Origin of the sequence: Streptomyces sp. NPDC006510 (genome assembly GCF_040611955.1) — a bacterium.
Taxonomy (GTDB): Bacteria; Actinomycetota; Actinomycetes; order Streptomycetales; family Streptomycetaceae; genus Streptomyces.
This window is the reverse complement of sequence record NZ_JBEXPH010000085.1, coordinates 1-23,408: the sequence shown is the minus strand read 5'-3', so window position 1 is coordinate 23,408 and position 23,408 is coordinate 1. Positions and strand designations below refer to the sequence as shown.

The window sequence follows — 23,408 nt, the reverse complement described above, 5'->3', positions numbered from 1 at the left end:
GATGACCACACACACCCAGCATGCGGAGCAGTTGTCGACCACCACCCTGCTGCGGTTCGCCACCGCGGGGTCCGTCGACGACGGCAAGTCCACCCTCGTGGGACGTCTGCTGCACGACTCCAAGTCGGTCCTCACCGACCAGCTGGAGGCCGTCGAGCACGCCTCGCGCAGCCGGGGCCAGGAGGCGCCCGACCTGGCGCTGCTGACCGACGGGCTGCGGGCCGAGCGCGAGCAGGGCATCACCATCGATGTCGCCTACCGCTACTTCGCGACGCCGCGCCGCCGGTTCATCCTGGCCGACACCCCGGGGCACGTCCAGTACACCCGGAACATGGTGACCGGCGCCTCGACGGCCGAGCTGGCCGTCGTCCTGGTGGACGCCCGCAACGGTGTCGTCGAGCAGACCCGCCGGCACGCCGCCGTCGCGGCGCTGCTGCGGGTGCCGCACGTGGTGCTGGCCGTCAACAAGATGGACCTGGTCGACTACGCGGAGCCGGTGTTCGCCGCCATCGCCGAGGAGTTCACGGCGTACGCGGCCTCGCTCGGCGTCCAGGAGATCACCGCGATCCCGATCTCCGCGCTGGCCGGTGACAACGTCGTGGAGCCGTCCGCGCACATGGACTGGTACGGCGGGCCGACGGTCCTGGAGCACCTGGAGACAGTGCCGGTCAGCCATGACCTCACCGCCTGCCACGCCCGCTTCCCGGTCCAGTACGTCATCCGGCCGCAGACCGCCGAGCACCCCGACTACCGGGGCTACGCGGGCCAGATCGCCGCCGGCGCGTTCCGGGTGGGCGAGGCCGTCACCGTCCTGCCGTCCGGCCGTACGTCGACGATCGCCGGGATCGACGCGCTCGGCGAGAGCGTGGACATCGCCTGGGCGCCCCAGTCGGTGACGCTCCGGCTGGCCGACGACATCGACATCTCGCGCGGCGACCTGATCGCACCGGCCGACGACGCGCCGGCGGTCACCCAGGACGTCGAGGCGACCGTCTGCCACGTCGCCGACCGGCCGCTCGGTGTCGGCCAGCGGGTGCTGCTCAAGCACACCACCCGCACGGTCAAGGCGATCGTCAAGGACATCCCCTCGCGCCTCACGCTGGACGACCTGTCCCAGCACCCGGCGCCCGGACAGCTCGTCGCCAATGACATCGGCCGGGTCGTCCTCCGTACCGCGGAGCCGCTCGCGCTCGACGCGTACGCGGACTCCCGGCGCACCGGCTCGTTCCTGCTGATCGACCCGGCGGACGGCACCACGCTGACGGCCGGCATGGCGGGCGCCTCGTTCGCCACCGCGGTGGAGCCCGAGGCCGCCGCGGACGACGCCGAGTGGGACTTCTGATGACCATCGACATCTACTCCACGTTCGCGAAGGAGGGCGGCCGCATCGGCAGCGGCGCCCTCGGCAGCGGCCAGGGCGGGGTCGCGCGATGTGCGTGATGACGTACGCGCACCGCCTGCGCGCCCACTCGCACCAACCGCACCGCCCGCACCGCCAGTTCAGACGAAGACCTGCCGACTTCCCGGCCGCGTCCCCGTAGTACCCAGGGACGCGCGCACCGGGCCGACGAGAGGAAAGCCTCCCGTGTCTGCCCCCCGTACCACGCCGCGCCGCGCCCTCGCCGCCGTCGCCGCCCTGCCGCTGCTCGCCCTCGCGCTCACCGCCTGCGGCTACGGCTCCGCGGCGAAACAGGACGACGTCAAGCCGGCCGGCGCCCCGGTCGGCGGCAAGAAGCTCTCCGCGGACACCGTGAAGATCGGCTACTTCCCGAACCTCACCCACGCCACGGCCCTGGTCGGCATCCAGGAAGGCATCATCGCCAAGGAGCTCGGCTCCACCGCGGTCAAGCCGTCGACGTTCAACGCCGGTCCGTCCGAGATCGAGGCGCTCAACGCGGGCTCGATCGACATCGGCTTCATCGGCCCCTCGCCCGCCATCAACGGCTTCACCAAGTCCAAGGGCAAGAGCCTGCGGATCATCGGCGGTTCGGCGTCCGGCGGCGTGAAGCTGGTCGTCAACCCGAAGAAGATCAAGACCCTGGACGACCTCAGGGGCAAGAAGATCGCCACCCCGCAACTCGGCAACACCCAGGACGTGGCCTTCCTCAACTGGATCTCCGAGAAGGGCTGGAAGGTCGACGCCAATAGCGGCAAGGGCGACGTCTCCGTGGTCCGTACGGACAACAAGGTGACGCCGGACGCCTATCGCTCGGGCTCCATCGACGGTGCCTGGGTGCCCGAGCCGACCGCCTCCAAGCTGGTCGCCCAGGGCGCGAAGGAACTCCTCGACGAGTCGTCGCTGTGGCCGGACAGGAAGTTCGTGATCACGAACATCATCGTGTCGCAGAAGTTCCTCGCCGAGCACCCGGACGTCGTCGAGGCGGTGCTGCGCGGCACGGTCGACACCAACGCGTGGATCAACGCCAACCCGGACAAGGCGAAGGCCTCCGCCAACGCCGCGCTCAAGGAGCTGAGCGGCAAGGCGCTGCCGGCCGAGGTCCTCGACCCGGCTTGGAAGTCCGTCCAGTTCACCGACGACCCGCTGGCCGCCACGCTCGACACCGAGGCCAAGCACGCGGTGAAGGCCGGTCTGCTGGAGCGGACGGACCTGACCGGCATCTACGACCTGAGGCCGCTGAACAAGACCCTCAAGGCCGCGGGCAAGCCCGAGGTCGCCGACGCCGGTCTCGGCGTCAAGTAAGAGCGTCCGGCACCCGAAACAGGATTCCCAGGAGGTGACGACCATGGCGACCACCACTCTCACCAAGGCCGAGGGCCGCACGGCGGTCGGGCACGCCGCCCGCATCGACCACGTCTCGAAGTCCTTCGGCGGACCGGAGGGGCAGCAGCTCGTCCTGGACGACATCACACTCGATGTCGCTCCCGGCGAGTTCGTCACCCTCCTGGGCGCCTCCGGGTGCGGCAAGTCGACCCTGCTCAACCTGGTGGCCGGACTCGACCGCCCGACCGCGGGGTCCATCGAGACCCCCGGCGGGCGGCCGGCCCTGATGTTCCAGGAGCACGCCCTCTTCCCGTGGCTGACCGCGGGCAAGAACATCGAACTCGCGCTGCGGCTGCGCGGCGTGCCCAAGTCCGACCGCCGCACCGAGGCGGAGCGGCTGCTCGAACTCGTACGGCTCGGCGGGGCGTACGGGAAGCGGGTGCATGAGCTTTCCGGCGGTATGCGGCAGCGGGTGGCGATGGCCCGCGCGCTCGCCCAGGACAGCCAACTGCTGCTGATGGACGAGCCGTTCGCGGCACTCGATGCCATCACCCGGGACGTGCTGCACGACGAGCTGACCCGGATCTGGCGCGAGACGAACGTCTCGGTCCTCTTCGTCACGCACAACGTGCGGGAGGCGGTCCGGCTCGCCGAGCGGGTCGTCCTGCTCTCGTCGCGGCCGGGCCGGGTCGCCCGGGAGTGGACGGTCGACATCGACCAGCCGCGCCGCATCGAGGACACCGCGGTGGCCGAGCTGTCCGTAGAGATCACCGAACAACTGCGTGGGGAGATCCGCCGACATGGCCAGCACTGAGACCGCCGCCAAGGACACCGCCCAGGACCTGGCGGGCCTGGAGGCGGGTCTGGACGCACTCGACGCCGTGCGGGTGAGCCGGACCCCCGTCCGCGAGGTGCTGGTGCGCAAGGTGCTGCCGCCGGTCGTGGCCGTGGTCCTGGTGCTCGTCGTCTGGCAGATCCTGATCTGGGCGAAGGTCACCGACGACTACAAGCTGCCGTCGCCGTCCCTGGTGTGGGACGAGGTGGCCGACGCCTGGGCGCAGGGCACCCTGCTCGGCTACATCTGGACCAGCGTCTCGCGCGGTCTGCTCGGCTTCCTGCTGGCGCTGGTCATCGGCACTCCGCTCGGACTGCTGGTGGCCCGCGTCAAGCTGGTCCGGGCGGCGATCGGGCCGGTGCTCTCCGGACTTCAGTCGCTGCCGTCGGTCGCCTGGGTGCCGCCCGCGGTGATCTGGCTGGGGCTCGACGACAGGATGATGTACGCGGTGATCCTGCTGGGCGCCGTCCCGTCGATCGCCAACGGACTGGTCGCGGGCGTCGACCAGATCCCGCCGCTGCATCTGCGGGCCGGGAAGACGCTGGGCGCCACCGGGCTGCGCGGCACCTGGCACATCGTGCTGCCGGCCTCGCTGCCCGGGTATCTGGCGGGCCTGAAGCAGGGCTGGGCGTTCTCCTGGCGTTCGCTGATGGCCGCCGAGATCATCGCCTCCTCACCCGATCTGGGGGTGGGCCTGGGCCAGTTGCTGGAGCAGGGCCGGGAGACCAGCAGCATGTCGATGGTGTTCCTCGCCATCATCCTGATCCTTACCGTCGGCATCGCGATCGACCTGCTGATCTTCAGTCCGCTGGAGCGGTGGGTGCTGCGCGGCCGCGGCCTCCTCGTCAAGAGCTAGGGCCTCTCCGGTGCTTCTCGTCATCGCCCACGGCAGCCGCGACCCGCGTCACGCGGCGACCGTGCACGCGCTCACCGCGCGGGTGCGGTCGCTGCGGCCGGGGCTGCGCGTGGAGACGGGTTTCCTGGACTTCAACGCGCCGTCGGTGCCGCAGGTCCTGGAGCGGCTGGCCGCGCAGGGCACGGAGGACGTCATCGCGCTCCCCCTGCTCCTCACCCGGGCCTTCCACGCCAAGTCCGACATCCCGACGGTGCTGCACGAGGCCCGGAGCAGGCTGCCCCTGCTGCGGGTCCGGCAGGCCGAGGTGCTCGGCCCATCACCGCTGCTGAACTCGGCGCTGGAACGGCGGCTGCACGAAGCCGGGATCCGTCCCGGTGACCGGAGCTCGACCGGCCTCGTCCTGGCCTCGGCGGGCTCCACAGACCCGGAGGCGATCGCAGTGATCGCTGAAATCGCGCGGGAGCTGCGGCACACCGGTTGGTGTTCCGTGCGGCCTGCGTTCGCCTCCGCCGCATCTCCCGCGGGGTTCCCCCGTACCGAGGACGCGGTACGGGCCCTGCGGGACGAGGGTGTGCACCGGGTGGCGGTGGCACCGTACGTCATCGCGCCCGGCCGGCTCCCGGACCGGATCGCCGCAGGGGCGGCCGGCGCGGACGTACTGGCCGATGTGCTGGGCGCCGCACCGGAGTTGGCACGCCTGCTGCTGACCCGGTACGACGAGGCTTGCAGCCCCGCGGCGGCCCGCCCCGCCGTGCTCACCGCGTGACGCGGCACTCGCTCACCCCACGTCCAGGCCGCCCGTCCGGGTCCGCTTGAGTTCGAACAGGTCCGGGTTCCCGGCGAGCACCCGGAAGCTGTCGAAGACGCGTCCGGCCTCCTCGCCGCGCGGTGCCGCCCGCAGGACGGGCCCGAACCAGACCGCGCCGTCGACATGGATCGTGGGCGTACCGACATACGCGTCCGCCTCCGGGTCCTTGCCGGCGTCATGGCTGCGCCGCAGCGCCTCGTCGTACGTCTCCGAGTGCGCGGCGGCGGCGAGTGCGGCGGGCAGCCCGAGCTCCGCGAGGGACTCGGCGATCACCTGGGCGAAGTCCTCGTTCTTCTGCCGGTGGATGCGGACGCCCATCGCGGTGTAGAGATCGCGGAGCACCCCGTCGCCGTGGGCGTCGGCCGCCGCGACCGCGACCCGTACCGGACCGATCGACCTGTCGACCAGTTCCCGGTACCAGTCGGGGAGTTCGTTGCCGATGTTGTGCAGATACAGACTCATGACGCGGAAGCGCAGCTCGATGTCGCGCCACTGCTCCACCTCCAGCATCCAGCGGGAGGTGATCCAGGCGAAGGGGCAGGCCGGGTCGAAGTAGAAGTCGACGACGGTACGGGCCGGTTCCGGGGTGTGCGATGTGTTCATGAACCGAGCGTATCCACGTATTGGTACGCGCCCTCGGTCCATTTCCCATCCCTCCGACTGGGCCACTTAAGCAGGGGCGGGGCGAGTGGGGCGGGCGGTAGCATCCCCGGATGCGAACCATCGAGACGCTGGTCCCACAAGCCGGACAGATAGATGCCGCGGGGCTGCGCGAGTTCGACGCGGACCGACTCGCCGCGTACGTCGCCGATCCGGCACATCCGTGGTGGCGCCGCAGGGCCTGCGTGGTCGCGCTGACCGGGCGGGTACCTCAGCACCGGGTCACCGGGCTGATCGCACGCATCCACGACATCCATGACGTGGACGAAGTCCGTATCGCGCTGCTGGACCTCCTCGCGGACCGGACGGAACTCCTGCCCTGGCTCAATCACAAGGACCGGCGGCGGGAGGACTCGTACGGCATGCCCCCGGCGATCCTCAAGGCGCGCGGCCTGCTCGGCGACCGTTCGGCGGCCGGCGAGCTGGCGACGCTCGCGGCCGAACCGTGGTCGGGCCAGCGGGCGATCGGCGAGGCCGGACTGGACGCACTGGTCGCCCGGTACGGAGCCGCGGCGGTCCTGGCCGATGTCGGTGACGCACGCCCCGAGGACCGCGCCTTCCAGGTCCGGATGCGCCACCGCGCCGGCCAGGACGTCACCGACGCGCTCGCGGACCCCGACCGGTCGGTCGCGTACCTCGCCCAGTCCCTGCTCACCGACCCGGACCGGCTGCGCCGCTACCTCGGCGAGGCGCCGACGGCCGAAGCGAAGCTGTGGGCCGCGTACGCCCTGCACCGCCTCACCGGCGACACCGCCGAGACCCGCGCCATCCACGACTCGCTGGGCCGCCCCCGGGTCGAGGTCGCCGGTCTGGACGACGAGTTGCGCGGGGTGATCCTCCAGGAGTACGGACACGACTGCGAGGAGCAGAGCGACCCCCGATGGCGGGTCGAGGCCATCTGCACCGAGCCGCCCGTCCCACCGGACGAGGACGAGCAACTCCGCCGGGCCACAGCCGCGCTCACCGCGGCGGGCCTGGCACCGGAGCCCCCGGTCTCGTGCGGTGAGCGCCACCAGCAGGGCGGTGGCACCTACCACGTCATCAGGTTCGGCGAGAGCGAGCTCTCCCTCAGCACCCTCGGACGTTTCGCCACCTCGTACGGGAACGAACCCGCCGCCCGCACGGCCCTGGAGTCGGCCGGCTTCCGCTGGATCGACCCGCTAACCAGCGCGGTCCGGGTCACCGGCCTCTGCGTCTACTACTTCGGCGGGCGCAAGCCCCTGGACATCGGCGCCCTGCTCTTCTACTGGCAGGACTGAGCGCCGCCCCGGGATCCCCGGCGAATCGACGCCGGGGATCCCGCTGGGCCGACCTCGGACTCCGGCCTCAAATCCGCCCCCCAGGCTCCGGAGTCCCAGACTCCGATCTCAGACTGCGGCCCAGTGCGGGTCGCGTCCGCTGTGGGCCAGCGCCCGCTCGAACACCGACGCCGACGCGGGCACCGCCACCTCGTCGGCGAAGCCCTCGTACTGCCGGTAGAGCGCGGCAGTACTGTCGACGACGCCGAGCACATAGGCGGCCGCCTCGTCGGAGAGCCGGAACTCCTCACCGACGGCACGGGCCACGTCCCAGCCGTGCAGGGCCGTCTCCTCGATGAGCATCGCGGCGATGTCGGAGGCCGGGGAGGCCGAGCCCCCGAGATCGATCTCACCGTCCCAGACCGCGGGGTCCGCCCAGGCGGCGACGGCCCGGTCCAACTGCTCGGCATACTGCCGGGCCCAGTCGGCGTCAGCGGTGAAGTCGCGGCCGGTGAGCTCCTCCGGGAGGTCCTTGCGCAGGGCACGGTGCTCCAGGCCGTGGGAGGTGTACAGCACCCAGTGGTTGACGAGCCTGCGCACATCCCAGTCCCCGCAGGGCGTGTTCGGTACGTCGAGCTGCTCGGTGCTGATGGAGCGGGCGATACGGGCCGCCTCGGCGGCGACTTCGGTCATGTGGGCGTGCGCGTTCTTCATGCCCACCACACTATGACCGGCCCCCGCCGCCGGATTGAAGAAAGGCGACACCGTTCCACACACCTGCCCCGGTCCTGCCCTCTGCGCGCCCGACGACCGGCACTCGCGCCATCGCCCGCCGCGAAGCCCACCCCGGCCGGGCAGGTTACCTTCAGACGTCTCCGCTCCTGGGCGGATGTGGTGGTCAGCCGCCGGAACCGCTACATGCTGGGCAGACGATGTCCCCGATCCACCCGGTCCCACCGCAGTGCCCGCAATTCCCCGCGGCTTCGGAGATACGGCCCCTCAGACGGCCGACGAGTACGAGTAGCGTCCGCCGCCTGATCCTGACCCGGCTCGACATTGCTGGACCCTTCCAGGTCGGCATAGGCGGAGGTGCACCGCCCGCAGTGGTCACAGATTCGGTTGCGCATCGGCCGATACGTGACCGGGGCCACGCTGTCGAGGAGATAGGTCTTGGAAGACCCGCACTCGACGCAGTTCCGCTGGTTCACGATGGCCATGGTCAGCAGAACGGGATTGCCGGACGTGTTGAACAAGGACTGATCCACGCTCGTCCTTTCCTGGAAACCAGGGCGGGGGCTATTGGGCGCCGGCGCAGCAGGGCCCGGCCCATACCTCGGTGTCGAGCACGTGGGCTCCCTGCCGGTCGTGGACGATGCCTACACTGACCGCGCCGGTGGTGAGGGGCTTCCTGCACCAGACGCAGGCGCGGCCCTGCGCCTGCGCCCACGTCAACGCCCCGGGGCCGGGTAGCGGTTGGGTGGGGGTGGTCACGGCTGCTGTGCCTTGCACTTGGGGCACTGGCAGGGCGGGTACACGAAGTTCTCTGCTACGACCTCAACCGGGGCGATTTCCGTCGTCGGACGACGGATGCGCGTCCGGCCGTACCGGTCGACCTCGTACACCTTGATTGTCATCGTCACGGGTTTCCCCCCGCCGTTGGTCGGTGAATTACCGCTGACCGTAGGGATGATCCGTGCATGTACGCCAGCAGTGTGCACGGGTGTGCACATATAACCCCCCGCAGGGGTAGACGGTTGAGGCGCGGTATTGACCGAAGGGGCCGCGTCCGTCAGGTAGGTGCACATCAGCGCACCGACCTCACTCCGGAAGCAGCAGTGAACCGAGAGTTCATCGGGATCGACCCGGAAACAGGGCAAAGCGGCTCTCCGATCGTGCGGGTAAACCCTGAAACGCGAGACATCGTCATGCGGAGCTACAAGGCCGACGAAGCGACACTCGAAGAGTGTGCCCAGAACGCTGCCCCGGCCATGCGCCCGGAATCCCGAAGCAGTGCGTCGATGCCTTCGAAGCTGTGTGGGACCGGGCTGTACCGCACGACCAGTACACGCTCCTCTGACAGGAAGCACCGCACCAGCATGCCCATCTCACCGTCGTCCTCGGCGCAAGCCGCCCGCGAGAGCGTGGCCAGGCAGCTCGTGAGCACCGGCAGGACGCCGGCCTGACCGTCACCCAGCTTGCCGCCAAGTGCGCTTGGCACCACGCGAAGACGTCCCGGATCGAGAACGCGAAGACACCGCCCTCGGCCCGGGACATCCGCCACTGGTGCGAGACCTGCGACGCACCAGCCGGAGCAGCAGATCTGATTGCGGCATCACGTCATGCCGAGGCGCTCTACACCGAGTGGCGACGCCGGGTACGTACGGGGCTGCGGCAACTTCAGGACGGTTACGTGCAGCTGTGCCGGTCGACCCGGGTGTACTCACCGACTCTTGTGCCCGGTCTCGTCCAGACTGTGGGCTATGCCGGCGCGCTGCTCAGCACGAACGCACGGCCCCTCGATATCCCCGACGACGGAGCGGAAGCAGCCGCGGCCCTGGTAGGGCGGTCCCAGGTCACCCATGAACCGGGGCACCGCTGCCTGCTTCTGGTTGAGGAATCGGTGCTGTACTTCCAGCTGGGTACCGCCGATGCGGTGGCTGCTCAGCTTGGGCACCTTCTATCTGTCGGGGCGCTGCCTGCTGTGTCGTTGGGCATCATCCCGATGGCGACGCGGGAGCGGGCACTCCGGCCGCAGGAGACATTCCATATTTACGACGACACCCTCGTTTCCGGGGAACTCCTGTCCGCGCAGGTGAACATCACGCAGCCCGGTGAGATCGGGCTCTGCCTCACCGCGTTTGAGAAGCTGCGAAGCATGGCCGTTCACGGGGCCGACGCGCGCGCCCTGATCAGTAAGGCCATTGACGCACTCGACTGACCCAGACGCACAGAACCGCCCGTGCTCCGGCCGTAGCCGGGCAGGGGGCGTGGTGGCAGGGCTCTCCTGTGAAGCACGTTCCCCTATTCAGGTGTCTTGTCGGGCATATGCATGGATGGGCATGGGTGGCACCGCTATCACTTGGGCGACAAGTCCACCCCACATTTGGAGCGTCATGAAGATCTCCCGTTGGGCCGTAGCCCTCGCCCCTGTAGTAGCCGCTGGCCTGCTCACGACCGTGCAGGCCCCCACCGCCTCCGCCGCAACGTTCACCGCGGAGCTGGTGGCCCGCAACAGTCAGAAATGTGTGTCGGTCGCGGGTGCGAGCACCCAGAACGGCGCCGCTGCGGTCCAGTGGGACTGCTTGGACGCCCCGAACCAGCAGTGGAAGTTGGTGGCCACCAGTGCCGGCTACTACACGGTGAGTGCCGTGAACAGCGGCAAATGTCTGTCGGTCAGCGGCGCCAGCGTCCAAGACGGGGCCACAGTGGTCCAGTGGGACTGCGTGAACGGTACCAACCAGGAATGGAGGCTCGTCCAGAAGGACAGCGGCTACTTCTCCATCGAAGCCCGACACAGTGGCAAGTGCCTGTCGGTCCTCGGGCAGAGCACCCAGAACAATGCCGCGCTGGTCCAGTGGGACTGCGTGGAGTACACCAACCAACACTTCCGTCTCGGCTAGGAGTGCCGACTCCGCAACAAGGAACCAGCACCAGCGTCCCTCTCCTTCGTTCCGGTACGGACTCCCGCGTCCGTACCGGAACGGAGATGCCAGGAACTCAGTGCTTTCACTGATCCGACATCACCACGCCGTCACCGGAGTTGGTGGGCGTCGAGCGGACCCCGCCCCGGCCGACCTGACCGGCTGGCGACGGACCGGGGTCCGCCACGAGCACTGGCCCCGTGCCGGCCCCGGCGACGGTCCCGCTTTCCTCGGCCTTGCCGACGGGCCCTCGTCGCCGCGCTCCGCCGCCGCAGAAGCGAAAGCCTCATACGATCGCCGGATCGCCGGAGGAAACACGGTTCTACTATTGCGGGATGTCCTCCATGCCACGCCCCCTCGAAGAGATGTTTCTGCTCGGCGGCGAGCTGCCCGTACGTCGGCTCGGCTACGGCACCGCCCAGCTGACCGGGCCCGGTTACTGGGGCCCTCGCGGGGAGCGGCAGGAGGGTGTGGCCGTGTTGCGGGCGGCCGTCGAGCAGGGGGTCACGTTCGTGGACACCGCCGACAACTACGGGCCGGGGCTGGCCGAGGAGCTCGTTGCCGAGGCGCTTCACCCGTACCGCGAGGACCTGGTGATCGCGACCAAGGGCGGTGTGGTGCGCACCGGTGACAGCGCCTGGCACATCGCGGGGCGGCCGGAGCAGCTGCGGGCGATGTGCGAGGCCAGTCTGCGGCGGCTGCGGACGGACCGGATCGACCTCTATCAGCTGCACCGGCTGGACCCTCAGGTGCCGATGGCCGACCAGCTGGGTGCTCTGGATGCGCTGAGACAGGAAGGTAAGATCCGGTTCATCGGTCTGGACACCCTTACCGCCGACCAGCTGGAGCAGGCTCTCTCCCTGACCGGGATCGCCTCGGTGCAGAACCGCTTCAATCTCCTCGACCGTTCGTCGGACGCGGTACTGAAGGTGTGCGAGACCCACGGCCTCGCCTTTCTGCCCTGGTTCCCGCTGGCCAACGGCGCCCTGACCAGCGATGCCGTCGCGGCGCTCGCCGGCATCGCCGAACGGCATGGTGCCACCCGCGGGCAGATCGCCCTCGCCTGGCTGCTGCACCGTTCCCCCGTGCTGTGCCCGACTCCGGGCACCGGTTCGCCCGTCCATCTGGCGGAGAACCTGGGGGCCCGGGAGATCCGGCTGTCCGCCGAGGACCTGAGTGGCCTGGAGGCGCTCGCACCCGCATGAAGGAGTACCCCCACGTGACCACCGCCCGTATCACCTCCGCCGTCCCCGCCCCGGCCGCCGCCGGGACCAGGGGCCGATGCCGTCGCCGTCCCGGTCATCCGGGCCGACAGGAGGAGCTGCCCGCCTCCACCACTCATGCGCTGCTGCTGCGGGGCGGCCGGTGCGTGGCCTCGGGTCCGGCGGACGAGGTACTGACCACGGACCGGGTCAGCGACTGTTTCGGGCATCCGGTGCGGATCTCCCGTACGGACGGCCGGTGGGCGGCGCGGGCGCAGCGCGTCGCCCGTCGCTGACCTGGCTCAGCCGTCGGCGTCGGTGGCGTTGTCCGTGGCGGTGCCGAACGGTGTGGCCTGGTGGAAGTAGAGCAGCCAGCCCGCTTCGGTCAGCCGCCACACCGAACTGCAGTGGGCGAGGCGTCCCTTCGTCTCGGTGTCGTAGGTGAGGTGGACGAGGTCGTCGCCGAGATGGACCCCGCTCATCCGGGACGCGGTCAGCGGGCCGGGGCGCGGGGCGTCCGCCGCGGTGAGCGAGGCGATCATGGTGTCGCGGTCCCAGACCCGGCCGGACCAGTCGATCTCGCGGTAGTCGGGGTGCAGCACCTGGGAGAGGAGTTCGGCGGAGGCGCGCACGGCCGGGTCCAGGAGGCGCAGCTCGCCCTCGACCGCCGCGGCCACGCCGGAGGACGGTTCGGTCATGCGGGGGCTCCGTCGTGTGTGGTTCCCGTGGGCGCCGTCATCTCCACCAGCCTGACCACGGTGTTCCAGTTGCGCGAGGTGGCGATGAGGCCCTTGGTGACGGAGGGCCGGGACAGCGCCTCGGCGAGTTTCGAACGGCCCAGTCCGTCGGGCGCGTAGAGGTAGAGCGCACGGTCGCCGAGTCCGAAGGCCTCGGGGAGGAAGACCGCCGGGTCGATCCGAGCGAAGCGGTCGGCGTCGAGCGGCTGGTCGTAGTAGGTGATGTGCAGCTGTCTGCCTTCGAGTTCGGCGGCCGGGAACGGGCAGGCCGCCGCAACTTCCGCCAGGTAGGCACCGTCCCGGACCAGGCAGGGGACGGGGAAGCCGAACCGCTTCTCGATCGCCTGCTCCAGTTCGGCGGCGAGTGCGATCTCGTCGTCCGACGCGCTGCTGAAGACGGCGTTGCCGCTCTGCAGGTGGGTGCGGACGTCCCCGTGTCCCAGCTCGGTGAGCAGTGTGCGGAGTTCCGCCATCGGGACCCTCTTGTGGCCGCTCACGTTGATCCCGCGCAACAGCGCCGCGTACATCGTCATGGGCACACCATAGGACGATCCCTTCGCACGGTGCGGCCGCCGCGCCCCGTGGGGGAGGGCGCGGCGGCCGCCGATTCCGTTGTGCCGGGCATCAGCCGCCCGGTCACGGCTGCGGGGTCGGTTACTCGACGACCTTCAGCAGCTTGTTGGGAGTGCCCTCGGTCGCGTTGGAGATCGCGTCGGGGGTGGCTCCGTCGGTCAGCGCCGTGGCGACCTCCTCCGGCGTGGCATCCGGGTGGCCGGCGAGGTAGACGGCGGCGGCACCGACGACGTGCGGGGTCGCCATGGAGGTGCCGGAGATGGTGTTGGAGGCGTCGTCGCTGTCGTTCCAGGACGAGGTGATGTCCGAGCCCGGGGCGTAGATGTCCACGATCGAGCCGTAGTTGGAGAACGACGACTGCTCGTCGTCCACCGTGGACGAGGCGACCGTGATGGCCTCCGGGACGCGGGCCGGGGAGCTCTCGCTCGCGTCGGTGGACTCGTTGCCGGCGGCCACCGCGAAGGTGACGCCGGAGGCGATGGCCTTCTGGACCGCGGCGTCGAGCGCCTCGTCCGCGCCGCCGCCGAGGCTCATGTTGGCGACGGAGGGACCCTCGTGGTTCTCGGTGACCCAGTCGATGCCGGCGACGACCTGCTCGGTGGTGCCCGAGCCGGAGTCGTCGAGCACCCGGACGGCGACGATCTTGGCCTTCTTGGCGACGCCGTAGCTCGCACCGGCGATGGTTCCCGCCACGTGGGTGCCGTGGCCGTTGCCGTCGTCGGCGCTGTCGTCGTTGTCCACGGCGTCGTAGCCCGAGCTGGCCCGGCCCTCGAACTCGCTGTGCGTGGTACGGACACCGGTGTCGATGACGTACGCGGTGACACCCTCGCCCGCGCTGTCCGGGTAGGTGTACGCGTTGTCGCCGGCCGTCTCGGTCTGGTCGATCCGGTCCAGACCCCAGGACGGCGGGTTGTCCTGGGTCTCGTCGATGTGGAACTTCTTGTTCTGGACGACCTTGGAGACGGCCGGGTCGGCCGCCAGGCGCTTGGCCTCGGTGAGCGAAAGGCCGCTGGCGGAGAAGCCGTTGATGGCGGAGCTGTAGTTGCGCTTCAGCTTGCCGCCGTACTCCTTGGCGAGCTCCGCCTTGTCGGCCTTCTCGTTCAGCATGACGATGTAGCTGCCCGAGACGGCGTTCGCCGCGTTCGCGCCGTAGACGACGCCCATCGCGGGAGCGGGAGTGGCGCCGGCGAGCGAGGTGTTGAGCAGGGTGACTCCGGCGGCCGCGGCCACCGCGGTTATCGCTGCGGTCAGCTTGATCCGGCGTGCGCGCTTGTGAATTGCCATGAAGAGGGATCTCCTCGTCATTCTTTGTGGGGGGATTGGCCCCCGGCCGGAAGATCTCCGGGGGCTGGCTCGAAACCCTCGCCGATTGACGCGCCCAGATCAAGACCTTCATGCGGCTGTGACTTACTCAACAAAGTTTCGTAATAAGAAACCGGCCAGCCGTGCCCAAGTCGGGCACCGTCGCCACAACATCCGCCGTACGTCCCGGGGTTACGGCGCGACCGGCACACTTCGCACCCGGGAAGACGAACCCCGCCCGGCCGCACGGACGGACGGGGAGTCGGCTTGATTCCACCCCCGTGTTCACAGAGCCCTCACGAGGTCATCAAATTCGGTTCCGGGCCCGGACGACCCGGACCTGGTTCATGTGCCCGTGGGCGTCGATGGAGAGCACCTGCGGTGTGCCTCAGCGCTGATAGCGGGCCAGGACCCGGTTCCCGTCGTCGACCAGACGCTTCCTCAGCTCGTCCGCCCCGATGGCCCCGCTGTAGTACTCCTGGAGGGCGGGCGTGGCGACCTTGTCCTTCCACTCCGGGTAGCCGCGTACCGACTGGGCGGGCGCCGGCCGGAGCGCCTTCGCGACGGCGACACCGGTCGCCCAGCCGTTCTCGGCGGTGTGCAGGGACGGGTCGGCGAGTGCCTCGGTGCCGGTCGGGAGCATCCAGTCGCCCTTGGCCAGCCGCACCATGTTGGGCGGCCGGAGCAGGAAGTCGATGAACTGCGCGGCCTCCTTCTTGTGCGGGCTGGCCTCCGAGACGGACAAGGTCTGCGGACTCACCCCCTGGGCGAGGCCCGCTCTGCCCGCGGGAGCCGGCAGGACCGTCCACTCGAAGTCCTCGGGGGCCTGTTCGACGACCTGCTGGCGGTACGAGAAGCCCAGCGGAACCATCGCGTACTTGCCGCCGAAGAACCCGGGAAGGGCGTCGGAGCCGCCCATGCCGAGTGCGGTGCGCGAAGCACTGTGGTCGGTGTTGACCTGGTCGTGGATGGTGCCGGGGACGATCCGGTCGCCCTCGTCCGCGCGGATGGTCACCTTGCCGTCGGCGCCGCGGTGGAAGAGCTTGCCGCCGCCGGAGAGGCCGAGGTTGAGGGTGACGGAGACCGGTTCCTTGAGCGGCCAGGCCACGCCGTATCGACCCTTGCCCGTCAGCTCCTTGGTGACCTGCCGGAACTCGGACCAGCTCCAGGGGCTGTCCGGCGTCGGGACACGGACCCCCGATTCCTTCAGGATCTTGGTGTTGGCGATCAGCACGCGGGGCTCCTGGAGGAACGGCACTCCGTAGACGCCGTCGCCGAAGGTGGTGGTGGACCAGCTCTGCCGCGGGATGTCGGCGGTCAGTCGGCCGGGGAGCAGCGTCCGCAGATCGGCCAGGTAGCCGCCGTACGCGAAGTCGGCCAGGTCGTCGGAGGCGTCATGGATGATGTCGGGCGCCTCGCCACCCTCGAAGGAGGTGAGCAGCTGGTCGTGGACGGTGTCCCAGCTGCCCTGGACGTAGCTGACGTGGATGTCCGGATGGGCCTCGTTCCACTCCTTCACCAGTTGCTTGTTGGCGTCGACGGACTCCTTCTGCCAGGCCAGCGACTGGAAGCTGAGCTCGATCCTCCCGTCGTCGCCCCTGCCGTCGTCCGTCCCCGCACAGCCGGTGAGCAGCAGGGCCAGTGCGGTGGCCGCCGCGGCGGCCGTCGTCCGCAGGGATGCCCGCATCAGCTCTTCACCGCCCCGGCCAGCATGCCGCCCGTGATCCGCCGCTGGATGATCGCGAAGACGACCAGTGAGGGCAGGGTGGCGAGGAACGCGGCGGCGGCGAGCGGACCGAGATCGGCCGCGCCCTCCGCACCGATGAAGTGGGTCAGTACGACCGGCAAGGTCTGCTTCTCCGGTGTCTTGAGCAGGACGAGCGCGAAGAAGAGCTCGTTCCACGCGGTGATGAAGGCGAAGAGCGCGGTGGCGACGATGCCGGGGGCCAGCAGCGGGGCGGTGACCGAGACGAGCGTCCGCAGTCGGCCCGCTCCGTCGACCGAGGCGGCCTCCTCCAGTTCGGCGGGCACGGCCCGTACGTATCCGACCAGCATCCAGAGCGCGAAGGGCAGCGCCCAGACGACGTACACCATGATCAGCCCCCACAAGGTGTTGATCAGATGGAGGTTCTTCAGGATCAGGAAGAGCGGAATGATCAGCAGGACGAGCGGGAACGCCTGGCTGATCACGACCCATCCGGTGGCCGCCGTCGAGAGCCTGGAGCGGCGGCGGGCGATCACGTACGCCATGGGTGTGGCGACGAGGACCGCGACGAAGGCGGCACAGAGCGCGGCGATCAGCGAATTGGCGGCGGCCTGGAGCAGTGGCTGTTCGTCGAACGCCGTGCGGAAGTTGTCGAGCGTCGGGTTCTGGGGGATCCAGGTGGGGTGCAGGGAGCCGAGTTCGCGCGCCGGTTTGAAGGCGGTGGAGATCAGCCACAGGAACGGGAAAGCCAGGAAGACGAGGTAGCCGAGGAGTGCGGCGTACTGTCCGGCGCGTGCGGTTCTGCTGGTACGCAGGCTCATCGGTCCTCGCCTCCCCTGATCCGGCCGGCGAGATACACCGCGAGGATCACGGAGATCACCGCGACCATCACACAGCCCATCGCCGCCGCGTATCCGAACTGTCCGTAGTGGAAGGCCTCTTCGTACGCGAACAGCATCGGCAGCCGGGTGCGGCCGCCGGGTCCGCCGTTGGTCAGTACGTAGACCAGGGCGAAGGAGTTGAAGTTCCAGATGAAGTTGAGCGCGGTGATGGCGAGCGCGACCGGTCTGAGCACCGGCCAGGTGACGGTACGGAAGCGACGCCAGGCACCGGCTCCGTCCAGGGCGGCCGCCTCGTGGAGTTCGTGCGGGGTGTTCTGCAGCCCGGCGAGCAGGGCGACGGTGGTCTGGGGCATGCCGGCCCAGACGCCCACGACGATCACGGCGGGCAGGGCGGTGGCGAGTCCGGTGAGCCAGTCCCGGCCGTCGCCGAGGCCGAGATCGCGGATGGTCTCGTTGAGGACGCCCGCGTCCGGGTGGTAGACGAGCCGCCACATGAGGCCCACCACCACCTCGGGCATCGCCCACGGAATGATCGCCAGGGCCCGCGCCAGCCAGCGGAACCGCAGGTTCTGGTTGAGCAGCAGGGCGAGGCCGAGGGCCAGTACGAACTGCGGGACGGTGACGCCGAACGCCCACACCAGGCCGATCCGGAACGAGTCCCAGAAGAGGGTGTCGTGGAGCAGGTCCTGGAAGTTCAGTCCGCCCACCCACTGGGTGGAGCGGGCGCGGCCGGACTGGGCATCGGTGAAGGCCAGCGCGATGCCGTAGAGCAGGGGGCCGACGCTCAGAATCAGGATCGGGATCAGCGCGGGCAGTACCAGGAACCAGGTGCCGGCACTCCGGTCGACCGGCCGGGGCCGCTTGTCCTGCGGGCCGTCGGGCGGACCGTCCCTCCCGGAACGTACGGTTGCACTCGCCAATGTCACGAAATCGCCCCCTTGCGTCGTTCGATCGGTTTCATACCGTTCTGGCCGCTCAGGTGGCCTCCGTCATCGTGCTGACGGGCCATCGGTTCGTCAAGCCAACCTGCACAGATGCGAAAATCGGAGCCATGAACGAGATGCGTGCGCGTGAGGTGCTGACCGCTGCCGGGCTGTCCGGCGGTGCGGAGCTGCTCGCGATGGGTGAGAACGCGGTGTTCGCCGTCGGCGACCTGGTGGTCAAGGTCGGCCGGGACGCCGTGCAGAACCCGGAACTGCGGGACCGGGCCGAACGCGAGGTGGCCGTCGCCCGGTGGCTGGCTGCCTCGGACGTGCCCGCCGTGCGGGCCGCCGAGCCCGCGGCGCGCCTGGTCGAGGGCCACCCCGTGACCCTCTGGCACCGGCTGCCCGACGCCGTGCGTCCCGCCGAGCCGCGGGATCTGGCGCGGCTGCTCACCCTGGTGCACGCGCTGCCCGCCCCGGACGGTCTCGCCCTGCCACGCCGCGAGCTGCTGGGCGGGGTCGAGCGCTGGCTGCGGCTGGCCGGCGATGCGATCGACCCGGCCGACGCCGACTATCTGCGGGAGCGCCGCGACGGCTTCGCGGCGGCCGCCGCCGCGCTGGTCCCGCATCTGCCGCCGGGGCCGATCCACGGCGACGCGCTGCCCCGTAATGTCCATGTCGGTCCGGACGGCCCGGTGCTGGTCGATCTGGAGACCTTCTCCGCGGATCTGCGCGAGCACGACCTGGTGGTGCTGGCGCTGTCCCGGGACCGGTACGGTCTGGCGCCCGAGGCGTACGACACCTTCACCGCCACGTACGGCTGGGACGTCCGTGAGTGGGAGGGCTGCGCGGTGCTTCGCGGGGCCCGGGAGACGGCCAGCTGCGCGTGGGTGTCCCAGCACGCACCGGCCAACCCGAAGGCCCTCGCGGAATTCCGCCGCCGGGTGGCCTCGCTGCGTGACGGCGACACGGCGGTGCGGTGGTATCCGTTCTGAGGGCTGCCCCCTCAACCCGGGCCGCGGGGCCGGTCTGTCAGCCGGCGGCGACCCCGGCCGGCTCCCGCAGCGGCCAGTGGCCGTCGATCACCGCGTCCGCCGTGCCCTTGCGGCGCAGGAACTGCTGGAAGTCCGCCGCCCATTGCGCGTACCACTCCACCTGACGCTCATGCAGCTCGGCGGGGGTCAGCGCGGCCACCGAGCCGTGCCGCTCGGCTATGGCGTACGCCACCCGGACGGCGGCCAGCGCGTCCGCCGCCGCGTCATGGGCCCCGCCGTGCACCACGCCGTACTCGACGCAGACCGCCTCCAGGTTGCGCTTGCCCTTGCGGTAGCGGTCGACGGCCCGGTCGATGGTGTACGGGTCGATGACCGGCCCGATCCCGGCCCCGTCGAGCCGCTCGCTCAGCGAGGGCAGCCCGTGCCGCTGCAACTCCGCCGAGAGCAGCGTCAGATCGAAGGCCGCGTTGTACGCGACGACCGGGACGCCCCGGCGCCAGTACTCCGTGAGCGTCCCGGCGATCTCGTCGGCCACCTCGCGCGCCGGCCGGCCCTCCGCCACCGCCCGCTCGCTGCTGATGCCGTGGATCGCCGAGGCCTGCTCGGGGATCCGGACGCCCGGATCCGCCAGCCAGGTGTGCTGCCGCACCGGCTCCCCGTCCCTGCCGCCGACGCCGACGACCGCGGCTGTCACGATCCGGGCCTCCAGCGGTTCCGTGCCCGTCGTCTCCAGGTCGAAGCCGACCAGCGCCTCCCGGTGCCAGCTCATCCCATACCTCCTTCGTGGTGCTCTCCCCCAGGTGCTGACCACCCTCGCATGCACCACTGACAACGCGGTGGCGGCCCCTCAGGAGACGGGCCGGGAGTCCGCCCACACGGACTCGAATTCCTCGCGGTACGTCTCGAACAGCCCGTGCTCGTTGTCCTGCCCCGCCCGGACCACGGCGCGCCCGCCGCCGCGCAGCACCAGCACGGGCGCCTCCATGCCGCGTGCGCGCCGCAGATAGGTCTGGACGACCCCGACCGCGTCCGTCCCGTCCCCGTCCACCAGATAGGCCGTGAAGCGCGGCGTCTCGTCGAACACATGGATCTCGAAGGCGCCCGGATCGCGGAGCTTGGAGCGGACCCGGCGCATATGAAGGATGTTCATCTCCACCGACCGGCTCAGCTCCCCCTTCTTCAGGCCCAGCTCCCGCTCCCGGCGCTTGACCGCGCTGCTCGCCGGGTTGATGAAGAGCAGCCGGACCCGGCAGCCCGACTCGGCGAGCCGGATGAGCCTGCGGCCGGAGAAGTTCTGCACCAGCAGGTTGAGCCCTATGCCGATCGCGTCGAGCCGGCGCGAACCGCCGAAGAGGTCCTCGGCGGGCAGCTGGCGCTGGAGCCGCACCCGGTCGGAGTGGACGGAGACCACATCCGCGTACCGGTCGCCGACCAGCTCCTCGACGGCGTCGACCGGGAGCCGGTCGGCCGACGGGACCGCGGCGCCGCTGCCCAGGATCTCCAGGAGCCGGGCGGAGGCACGCTCGGCCTGGGCGAGGACCGCCTCGTTCAGGGCGCGGTTGCGGGAGACCACGTTGCGGGCGACCTCCAGCTCGTCGAGCGCCAGCTCCACCTCGCGCCGGTCGTCGAAGTACGCCTCGAAACACGGCCAGTGCTGGACCATCAGCTCACGCAGCTGGGGCAGCGTGAGAAAACTGAGGACGTTGTCGTCGGCCGGGTCCAGCAGATAGCCCTTGCGGCGCGAGACCTCGCGCACGGCGACGGCGCGCTGCACCCACTCCTGCCCGGCGGGCCCGGCCGCGGCCACCACCCAGTCCTCGCCGTGGACCGGCTCGTAGATGGGCCGGAGCACCGCGGCGACCACGGCACGCAGCCGCTGTTCCACGAGATTCAGCCAGATATAGGCCCGTCCGGCCCGCTGCGCACGGGTACGCACCTCGCTCCAGGCGTCCGCTCCCCAGTCCAGCTCCGCGCCGATCTCCATGGGCTGCGCAAGCGATACCGCCCCTGGCGGGGCATCGGTGGAATCCCCCTCGTGACCCGGGTCACCTGGGGGCAGCTCGAATCCTCCCGAGCTCACCCGCGCACCGCCTTCCACTCCCCCACCAACGATCAAGGAAGGGTACTCCGCGAGCGGGACGCGGTGCAGCCGGATGCACATGCTGCTTCGTCAACTCCCCCATGACACAGGGATGTTCCTGGCAGCAAGATCTGCCGTAGTGAGGGGATTCATAGTGATTGAGCACCCCGTCCGGTGCCCGGTACCGGGCGAGTGCCGGGTTCCCGGGCCCGGATCCCGGTTGCGGGCGACACGGAGAGGCCCGATGTTGACCGGACCGCGTGACGCCGCCCCCCAATTGCCGGTCGGTCTTAGGTAGCCGCACCTCTTTCGGGGAAGATCTGGCTCCAGGGCCAATCCGGCGGATCAGGGGTCGGAAGGGCTCTGGCAGCCCGCAAGCTCCAGGCACCCGGATCAGAAGTGGAAGAGTCGCCTATGCAGGTCTGGCCGGGACAGGCGTATCCCCTCGGTGCCACGTACGACGGCGCCGGGACCAACTTCGCGGTCTTCTCGGAGGCCGCCAGACGAATCGAGTTGTGCCTGCTGCACGACGACGGTTCCGAGACGGCGGTGGAGCTCAGGGAGACCGATGCCTTCGTCCGCCATGCCTATCTGCCCGGCGTGATGCCCGGTCAGCGGTACGGATTCAGGGTCCACGGGCCGTACGAACCGGAGCGCGGCGCCCGCTGCAATTCGGCCAAACTGCTGCTCGACCCGTACGCCCGTGCCGTCGCCGGGCAGATCCGGTGGGGCGAGGCGGTGTACGGCTACCCGTTCGGCCGGCCCGACGCGCGCAACGATCTCGACTCGGCGCCGCACACCATGACCTCGGTCGTGGTCAACCCCTACTTCGACTGGGGCGACGACCGGCGGCCCCGTACGGACTACCACCGCACGGTGATCTACGAGGCCCATGTGAAGGGTCTGACGATGCTCCATCCGGGGCTGCCGAAGGAGCTGCGCGGCACCTACGCGGGGCTGGCCCATCCGGAGGTGATCGCCCATCTGACGGAACTCGGCGTCACGGCGATCGAGCTGATGCCGGTGCACCAGTTCGTCCAGGACCACCGGCTGGCGGACGCGGGGCTGGCCAACTACTGGGGATACAACACCATCGGTTTCTTCGCCCCGCACAACGCCTACGCCTCCTGGGGCGACCGCGGCGAGCAGGTGCTGGAGTTCAAACAGGCCGTACGGGCCCTGCACCAGGCCGGGATCGAGGTGATCCTCGACGTGGTCTACAACCACACCGCGGAGGGCAACCATCTGGGTCCGACGCTCTCCTTCCGGGGCCTGGACAACGCCTCGTACTACCGGCTCGCGGACGACCAGCGGTACTACATGGACACCACGGGGACCGGGAACTCCCTGCTGATGCGGTCGCCGCACGTGCTCCAGCTGATCATGGACTCGCTGCGGTACTGGGTCACGGAGATGCACGTGGACGGCTTCCGCTTCGATCTGGCGGCCACCCTGGCCCGGCAGTTCCACGAGGTGGACCGGCTGTCGTCGTTCTTCGACCTGGTGCAGCAGGACCCGGTGGTCAGCCAGGTGAAGCTGATCGCCGAGCCGTGGGACGTGGGCGAGGGCGGCTACCAGGTGGGGAACTTCCCGCCGCTGTGGACCGAGTGGAACGGGAAGTACCGGGACACCGTGCGGGACCTGTGGCGGGGCGAGCCCCGGACCCTCGCCGAGTTCGCGGGGCGGCTGACCGGGTCGTCGGACCTGTACCAGGACGACGGGCGGCGGCCGCTCGCCTCGATCAACTTCACCACCTGCCACGACGGATTCACCCTGCACGACCTGGTCTCGTACAACGACAAGCACAACGAGGCGAACGGCGAGGGCAACCGGGACGGCGAGAGCCACAACCGGTCCTGGAACTGCGGCGCGGAGGGGGACACCGACCAGCCGGAGGTCCTGGATCTGCGGATGCGGCAGATGCGGAACTTCATCGCCACGCTGATGCTGTCGCAGGGCGTGCCGATGCTGAGCCACGGCGACGAGTTCGCGCGTACGCAACGGGGCAACAACAACGCGTACTGCCAGGACAGCGAGTTGTCGTGGGTGCACTGGCCGGACCCGGCCGGGGTCACGAAGGACGAGACGGACGGCGCCGACGGGGGCGAGGGGAACACCGCGGGCAGCAGTCTGCTGGAGTTCACCCGGGCGATGGTCTGGCTCCGCCGCGACCACCCGGTCTTCCGGCGCCGCCGGTTCTTCCACGGCCGTCCGGTCGAGGGCACGCACGACGAGCTCTCGGACATCGCGTGGTTCACGCCGGAGGGCAGCGAGATGAAGCAGCGGGAC

20 protein-coding genes and 2 pseudogenes are annotated in these 23,408 nt (G+C 70.1%); 12 read left to right on the top strand and 10 right to left on the bottom strand.

What is annotated here, in order from left to right; translation table 11 throughout:
* Position 1: 1 nt before the first annotated feature.
* From ABZY11_RS24285 to ABZY11_RS24265, 5 genes are all read left to right on the top strand, one after another.
* On the top strand, positions 2 to 1,342 hold the full coding sequence (locus tag ABZY11_RS24285; protein ID WP_356481174.1) for a GTP-binding protein: 1,341 nt from the start codon (positions 2 to 4) through the stop codon (positions 1,340 to 1,342).
* 243 nt (positions 1,343 to 1,585) lie between these two features.
* Entirely contained in the window at positions 1,586 to 2,701 is a 1,116-nt protein-coding gene (locus tag ABZY11_RS24280; protein ID WP_356481173.1) for an aliphatic sulfonate ABC transporter substrate-binding protein, read from the top strand.
* A gap of 43 nt (positions 2,702 to 2,744) precedes the next feature.
* Entirely contained in the window at positions 2,745 to 3,536 is a 792-nt protein-coding gene (locus tag ABZY11_RS24275; RefSeq protein ID WP_356481172.1) for an ABC transporter ATP-binding protein, read from the top strand.
* Positions 3,523 to 4,413 carry an ABC transporter permease gene (locus ABZY11_RS24270; protein WP_356481171.1) on the top strand — a complete coding sequence of 297 codons (891 nt, stop codon included), beginning with the start codon at positions 3,523 to 3,525 and terminating at the stop codon, positions 4,411 to 4,413. Before ABZY11_RS24275 ends, ABZY11_RS24270 begins: the two co-directional genes overlap by 14 nt.
* A 10-nt stretch (positions 4,414 to 4,423) precedes the next feature.
* The gene (locus tag ABZY11_RS24265; RefSeq protein WP_356481170.1) at positions 4,424 to 5,179 is read left to right on the top strand and encodes a sirohydrochlorin chelatase; all 756 of its coding nucleotides are present in this window, start codon (positions 4,424 to 4,426) and stop codon (positions 5,177 to 5,179) included.
* Positions 5,180 to 5,191: 12 nt separating this feature from the next.
* Here ABZY11_RS24265 and ABZY11_RS24260 read toward each other — a convergent pair whose 3' ends face one another.
* Positions 5,192 to 5,824 carry a DsbA family protein gene (locus tag ABZY11_RS24260; RefSeq protein ID WP_356481169.1) on the bottom strand — a complete coding sequence of 211 codons (633 nt, stop codon included), beginning with the start codon at positions 5,822 to 5,824 and terminating at the stop codon, positions 5,192 to 5,194.
* A 110-nt stretch (positions 5,825 to 5,934) separates the two neighbouring features.
* Here ABZY11_RS24260 and ABZY11_RS24255 point away from each other — a divergent pair, with 110 nt between their 5' ends.
* On the top strand, positions 5,935 to 7,140 hold the full coding sequence (locus ABZY11_RS24255; protein WP_356481168.1) for a hypothetical protein: 1,206 nt from the start codon (positions 5,935 to 5,937) through the stop codon (positions 7,138 to 7,140).
* Between the two features lie 108 nt (positions 7,141 to 7,248).
* Here the strand turns inward: ABZY11_RS24255 and ABZY11_RS24250 are convergent, their stop codons facing one another.
* The gene (locus ABZY11_RS24250) at positions 7,249 to 7,833 is read right to left on the bottom strand and encodes a TIGR03086 family metal-binding protein (protein ID WP_356481167.1); all 585 of its coding nucleotides are present in this window, start codon (positions 7,831 to 7,833) and stop codon (positions 7,249 to 7,251) included.
* Between the two features lie 1,382 nt (positions 7,834 to 9,215).
* Here ABZY11_RS24250 and ABZY11_RS24245 point away from each other — a divergent pair.
* The 4 genes and pseudogenes from ABZY11_RS24245 to ABZY11_RS24230 all read left to right on the top strand — a co-directional run.
* Positions 9,216 to 10,057 (top strand): annotated as a pseudogene (locus tag ABZY11_RS24245) (Scr1 family TA system antitoxin-like transcriptional regulator).
* Between the two features lie 175 nt (positions 10,058 to 10,232).
* Positions 10,233 to 10,739 carry an RICIN domain-containing protein gene (locus tag ABZY11_RS24240; protein ID WP_356481166.1) on the top strand — a complete coding sequence of 169 codons (507 nt, stop codon included), beginning with the start codon at positions 10,233 to 10,235 and terminating at the stop codon, positions 10,737 to 10,739.
* A 356-nt stretch (positions 10,740 to 11,095) separates the two neighbouring features.
* On the top strand, positions 11,096 to 11,965 hold the full coding sequence (locus ABZY11_RS24235) for an aldo/keto reductase (RefSeq protein WP_356481165.1): 870 nt from the start codon (positions 11,096 to 11,098) through the stop codon (positions 11,963 to 11,965).
* Between the two features lie 110 nt (positions 11,966 to 12,075).
* Positions 12,076 to 12,258: pseudogene (locus ABZY11_RS24230) on the top strand (ABC transporter ATP-binding protein); the annotation flags it as partial.
* Positions 12,259 to 12,264: 6 nt separating this feature from the next.
* Here ABZY11_RS24230 and ABZY11_RS24225 read toward each other — a convergent pair.
* From ABZY11_RS24225 to ABZY11_RS24200, 6 genes are all read right to left on the bottom strand, one after another.
* Positions 12,265 to 12,660 carry a nuclear transport factor 2 family protein gene (locus ABZY11_RS24225; RefSeq protein WP_356481164.1) on the bottom strand — a complete coding sequence of 132 codons (396 nt, stop codon included), beginning with the start codon at positions 12,658 to 12,660 and terminating at the stop codon, positions 12,265 to 12,267.
* The gene (locus ABZY11_RS24220) at positions 12,657 to 13,232 is read right to left on the bottom strand and encodes a DUF1697 domain-containing protein (RefSeq protein ID WP_356481163.1); all 576 of its coding nucleotides are present in this window, start codon (positions 13,230 to 13,232) and stop codon (positions 12,657 to 12,659) included. Before ABZY11_RS24220 ends, ABZY11_RS24225 begins: the two co-directional genes overlap by 4 nt.
* A gap of 121 nt (positions 13,233 to 13,353) precedes the next feature.
* Positions 13,354 to 14,556, bottom strand: a complete 1,203-nt coding sequence (locus ABZY11_RS24215) for a S8 family serine peptidase (protein WP_356481162.1) — start codon at positions 14,554 to 14,556, stop codon at positions 13,354 to 13,356.
* Between the two features lie 406 nt (positions 14,557 to 14,962).
* On the bottom strand, positions 14,963 to 16,261 hold the full coding sequence (locus ABZY11_RS24210; protein ID WP_356481161.1) for a sugar ABC transporter substrate-binding protein: 1,299 nt from the start codon (positions 16,259 to 16,261) through the stop codon (positions 14,963 to 14,965).
* Entirely contained in the window at positions 16,261 to 17,100 is an 840-nt protein-coding gene (locus ABZY11_RS24205) for a carbohydrate ABC transporter permease (RefSeq protein ID WP_356481160.1), read from the bottom strand. The genes ABZY11_RS24210 and ABZY11_RS24205 overlap by 1 nt, the downstream gene beginning before the upstream one ends.
* Complete coding sequence (locus tag ABZY11_RS24200; protein ID WP_356481185.1) at positions 17,097 to 18,041, bottom strand: sugar ABC transporter permease; 945 nt, start codon at positions 18,039 to 18,041, stop codon at positions 17,097 to 17,099. Before ABZY11_RS24200 ends, ABZY11_RS24205 begins: the two co-directional genes overlap by 4 nt.
* 131 nt (positions 18,042 to 18,172) lie before the next feature.
* Here ABZY11_RS24200 and ABZY11_RS24195 point away from each other — a divergent pair, with 131 nt between their 5' ends.
* Positions 18,173 to 19,039, top strand: a complete 867-nt coding sequence (locus tag ABZY11_RS24195) for an aminoglycoside phosphotransferase family protein (protein ID WP_356481159.1) — start codon at positions 18,173 to 18,175, stop codon at positions 19,037 to 19,039.
* Positions 19,040 to 19,076: 37 nt separating this feature from the next.
* Here the strand turns inward: ABZY11_RS24195 and ABZY11_RS24190 are convergent, their stop codons facing one another.
* Both ABZY11_RS24190 and ABZY11_RS24185 read right to left on the bottom strand, forming a co-directional pair.
* The gene (locus tag ABZY11_RS24190; RefSeq protein WP_356481158.1) at positions 19,077 to 19,808 is read right to left on the bottom strand and encodes a 3'-5' exonuclease; all 732 of its coding nucleotides are present in this window, start codon (positions 19,806 to 19,808) and stop codon (positions 19,077 to 19,079) included.
* Positions 19,809 to 19,886: 78 nt separating this feature from the next.
* Positions 19,887 to 21,119 carry an SAV2148 family HEPN domain-containing protein gene (locus ABZY11_RS24185; RefSeq protein WP_356481157.1) on the bottom strand — a complete coding sequence of 411 codons (1,233 nt, stop codon included), beginning with the start codon at positions 21,117 to 21,119 and terminating at the stop codon, positions 19,887 to 19,889.
* Between the two features lie 414 nt (positions 21,120 to 21,533).
* On the opposite strand from ABZY11_RS24185, the gene glgX reads away from it, so the two are divergent.
* A partial coding sequence (glgX, locus tag ABZY11_RS24180) for a glycogen debranching protein GlgX (RefSeq protein ID WP_356481156.1) occupies positions 21,534 to 23,408 on the top strand: 1,875 nt, incomplete at its 3' end.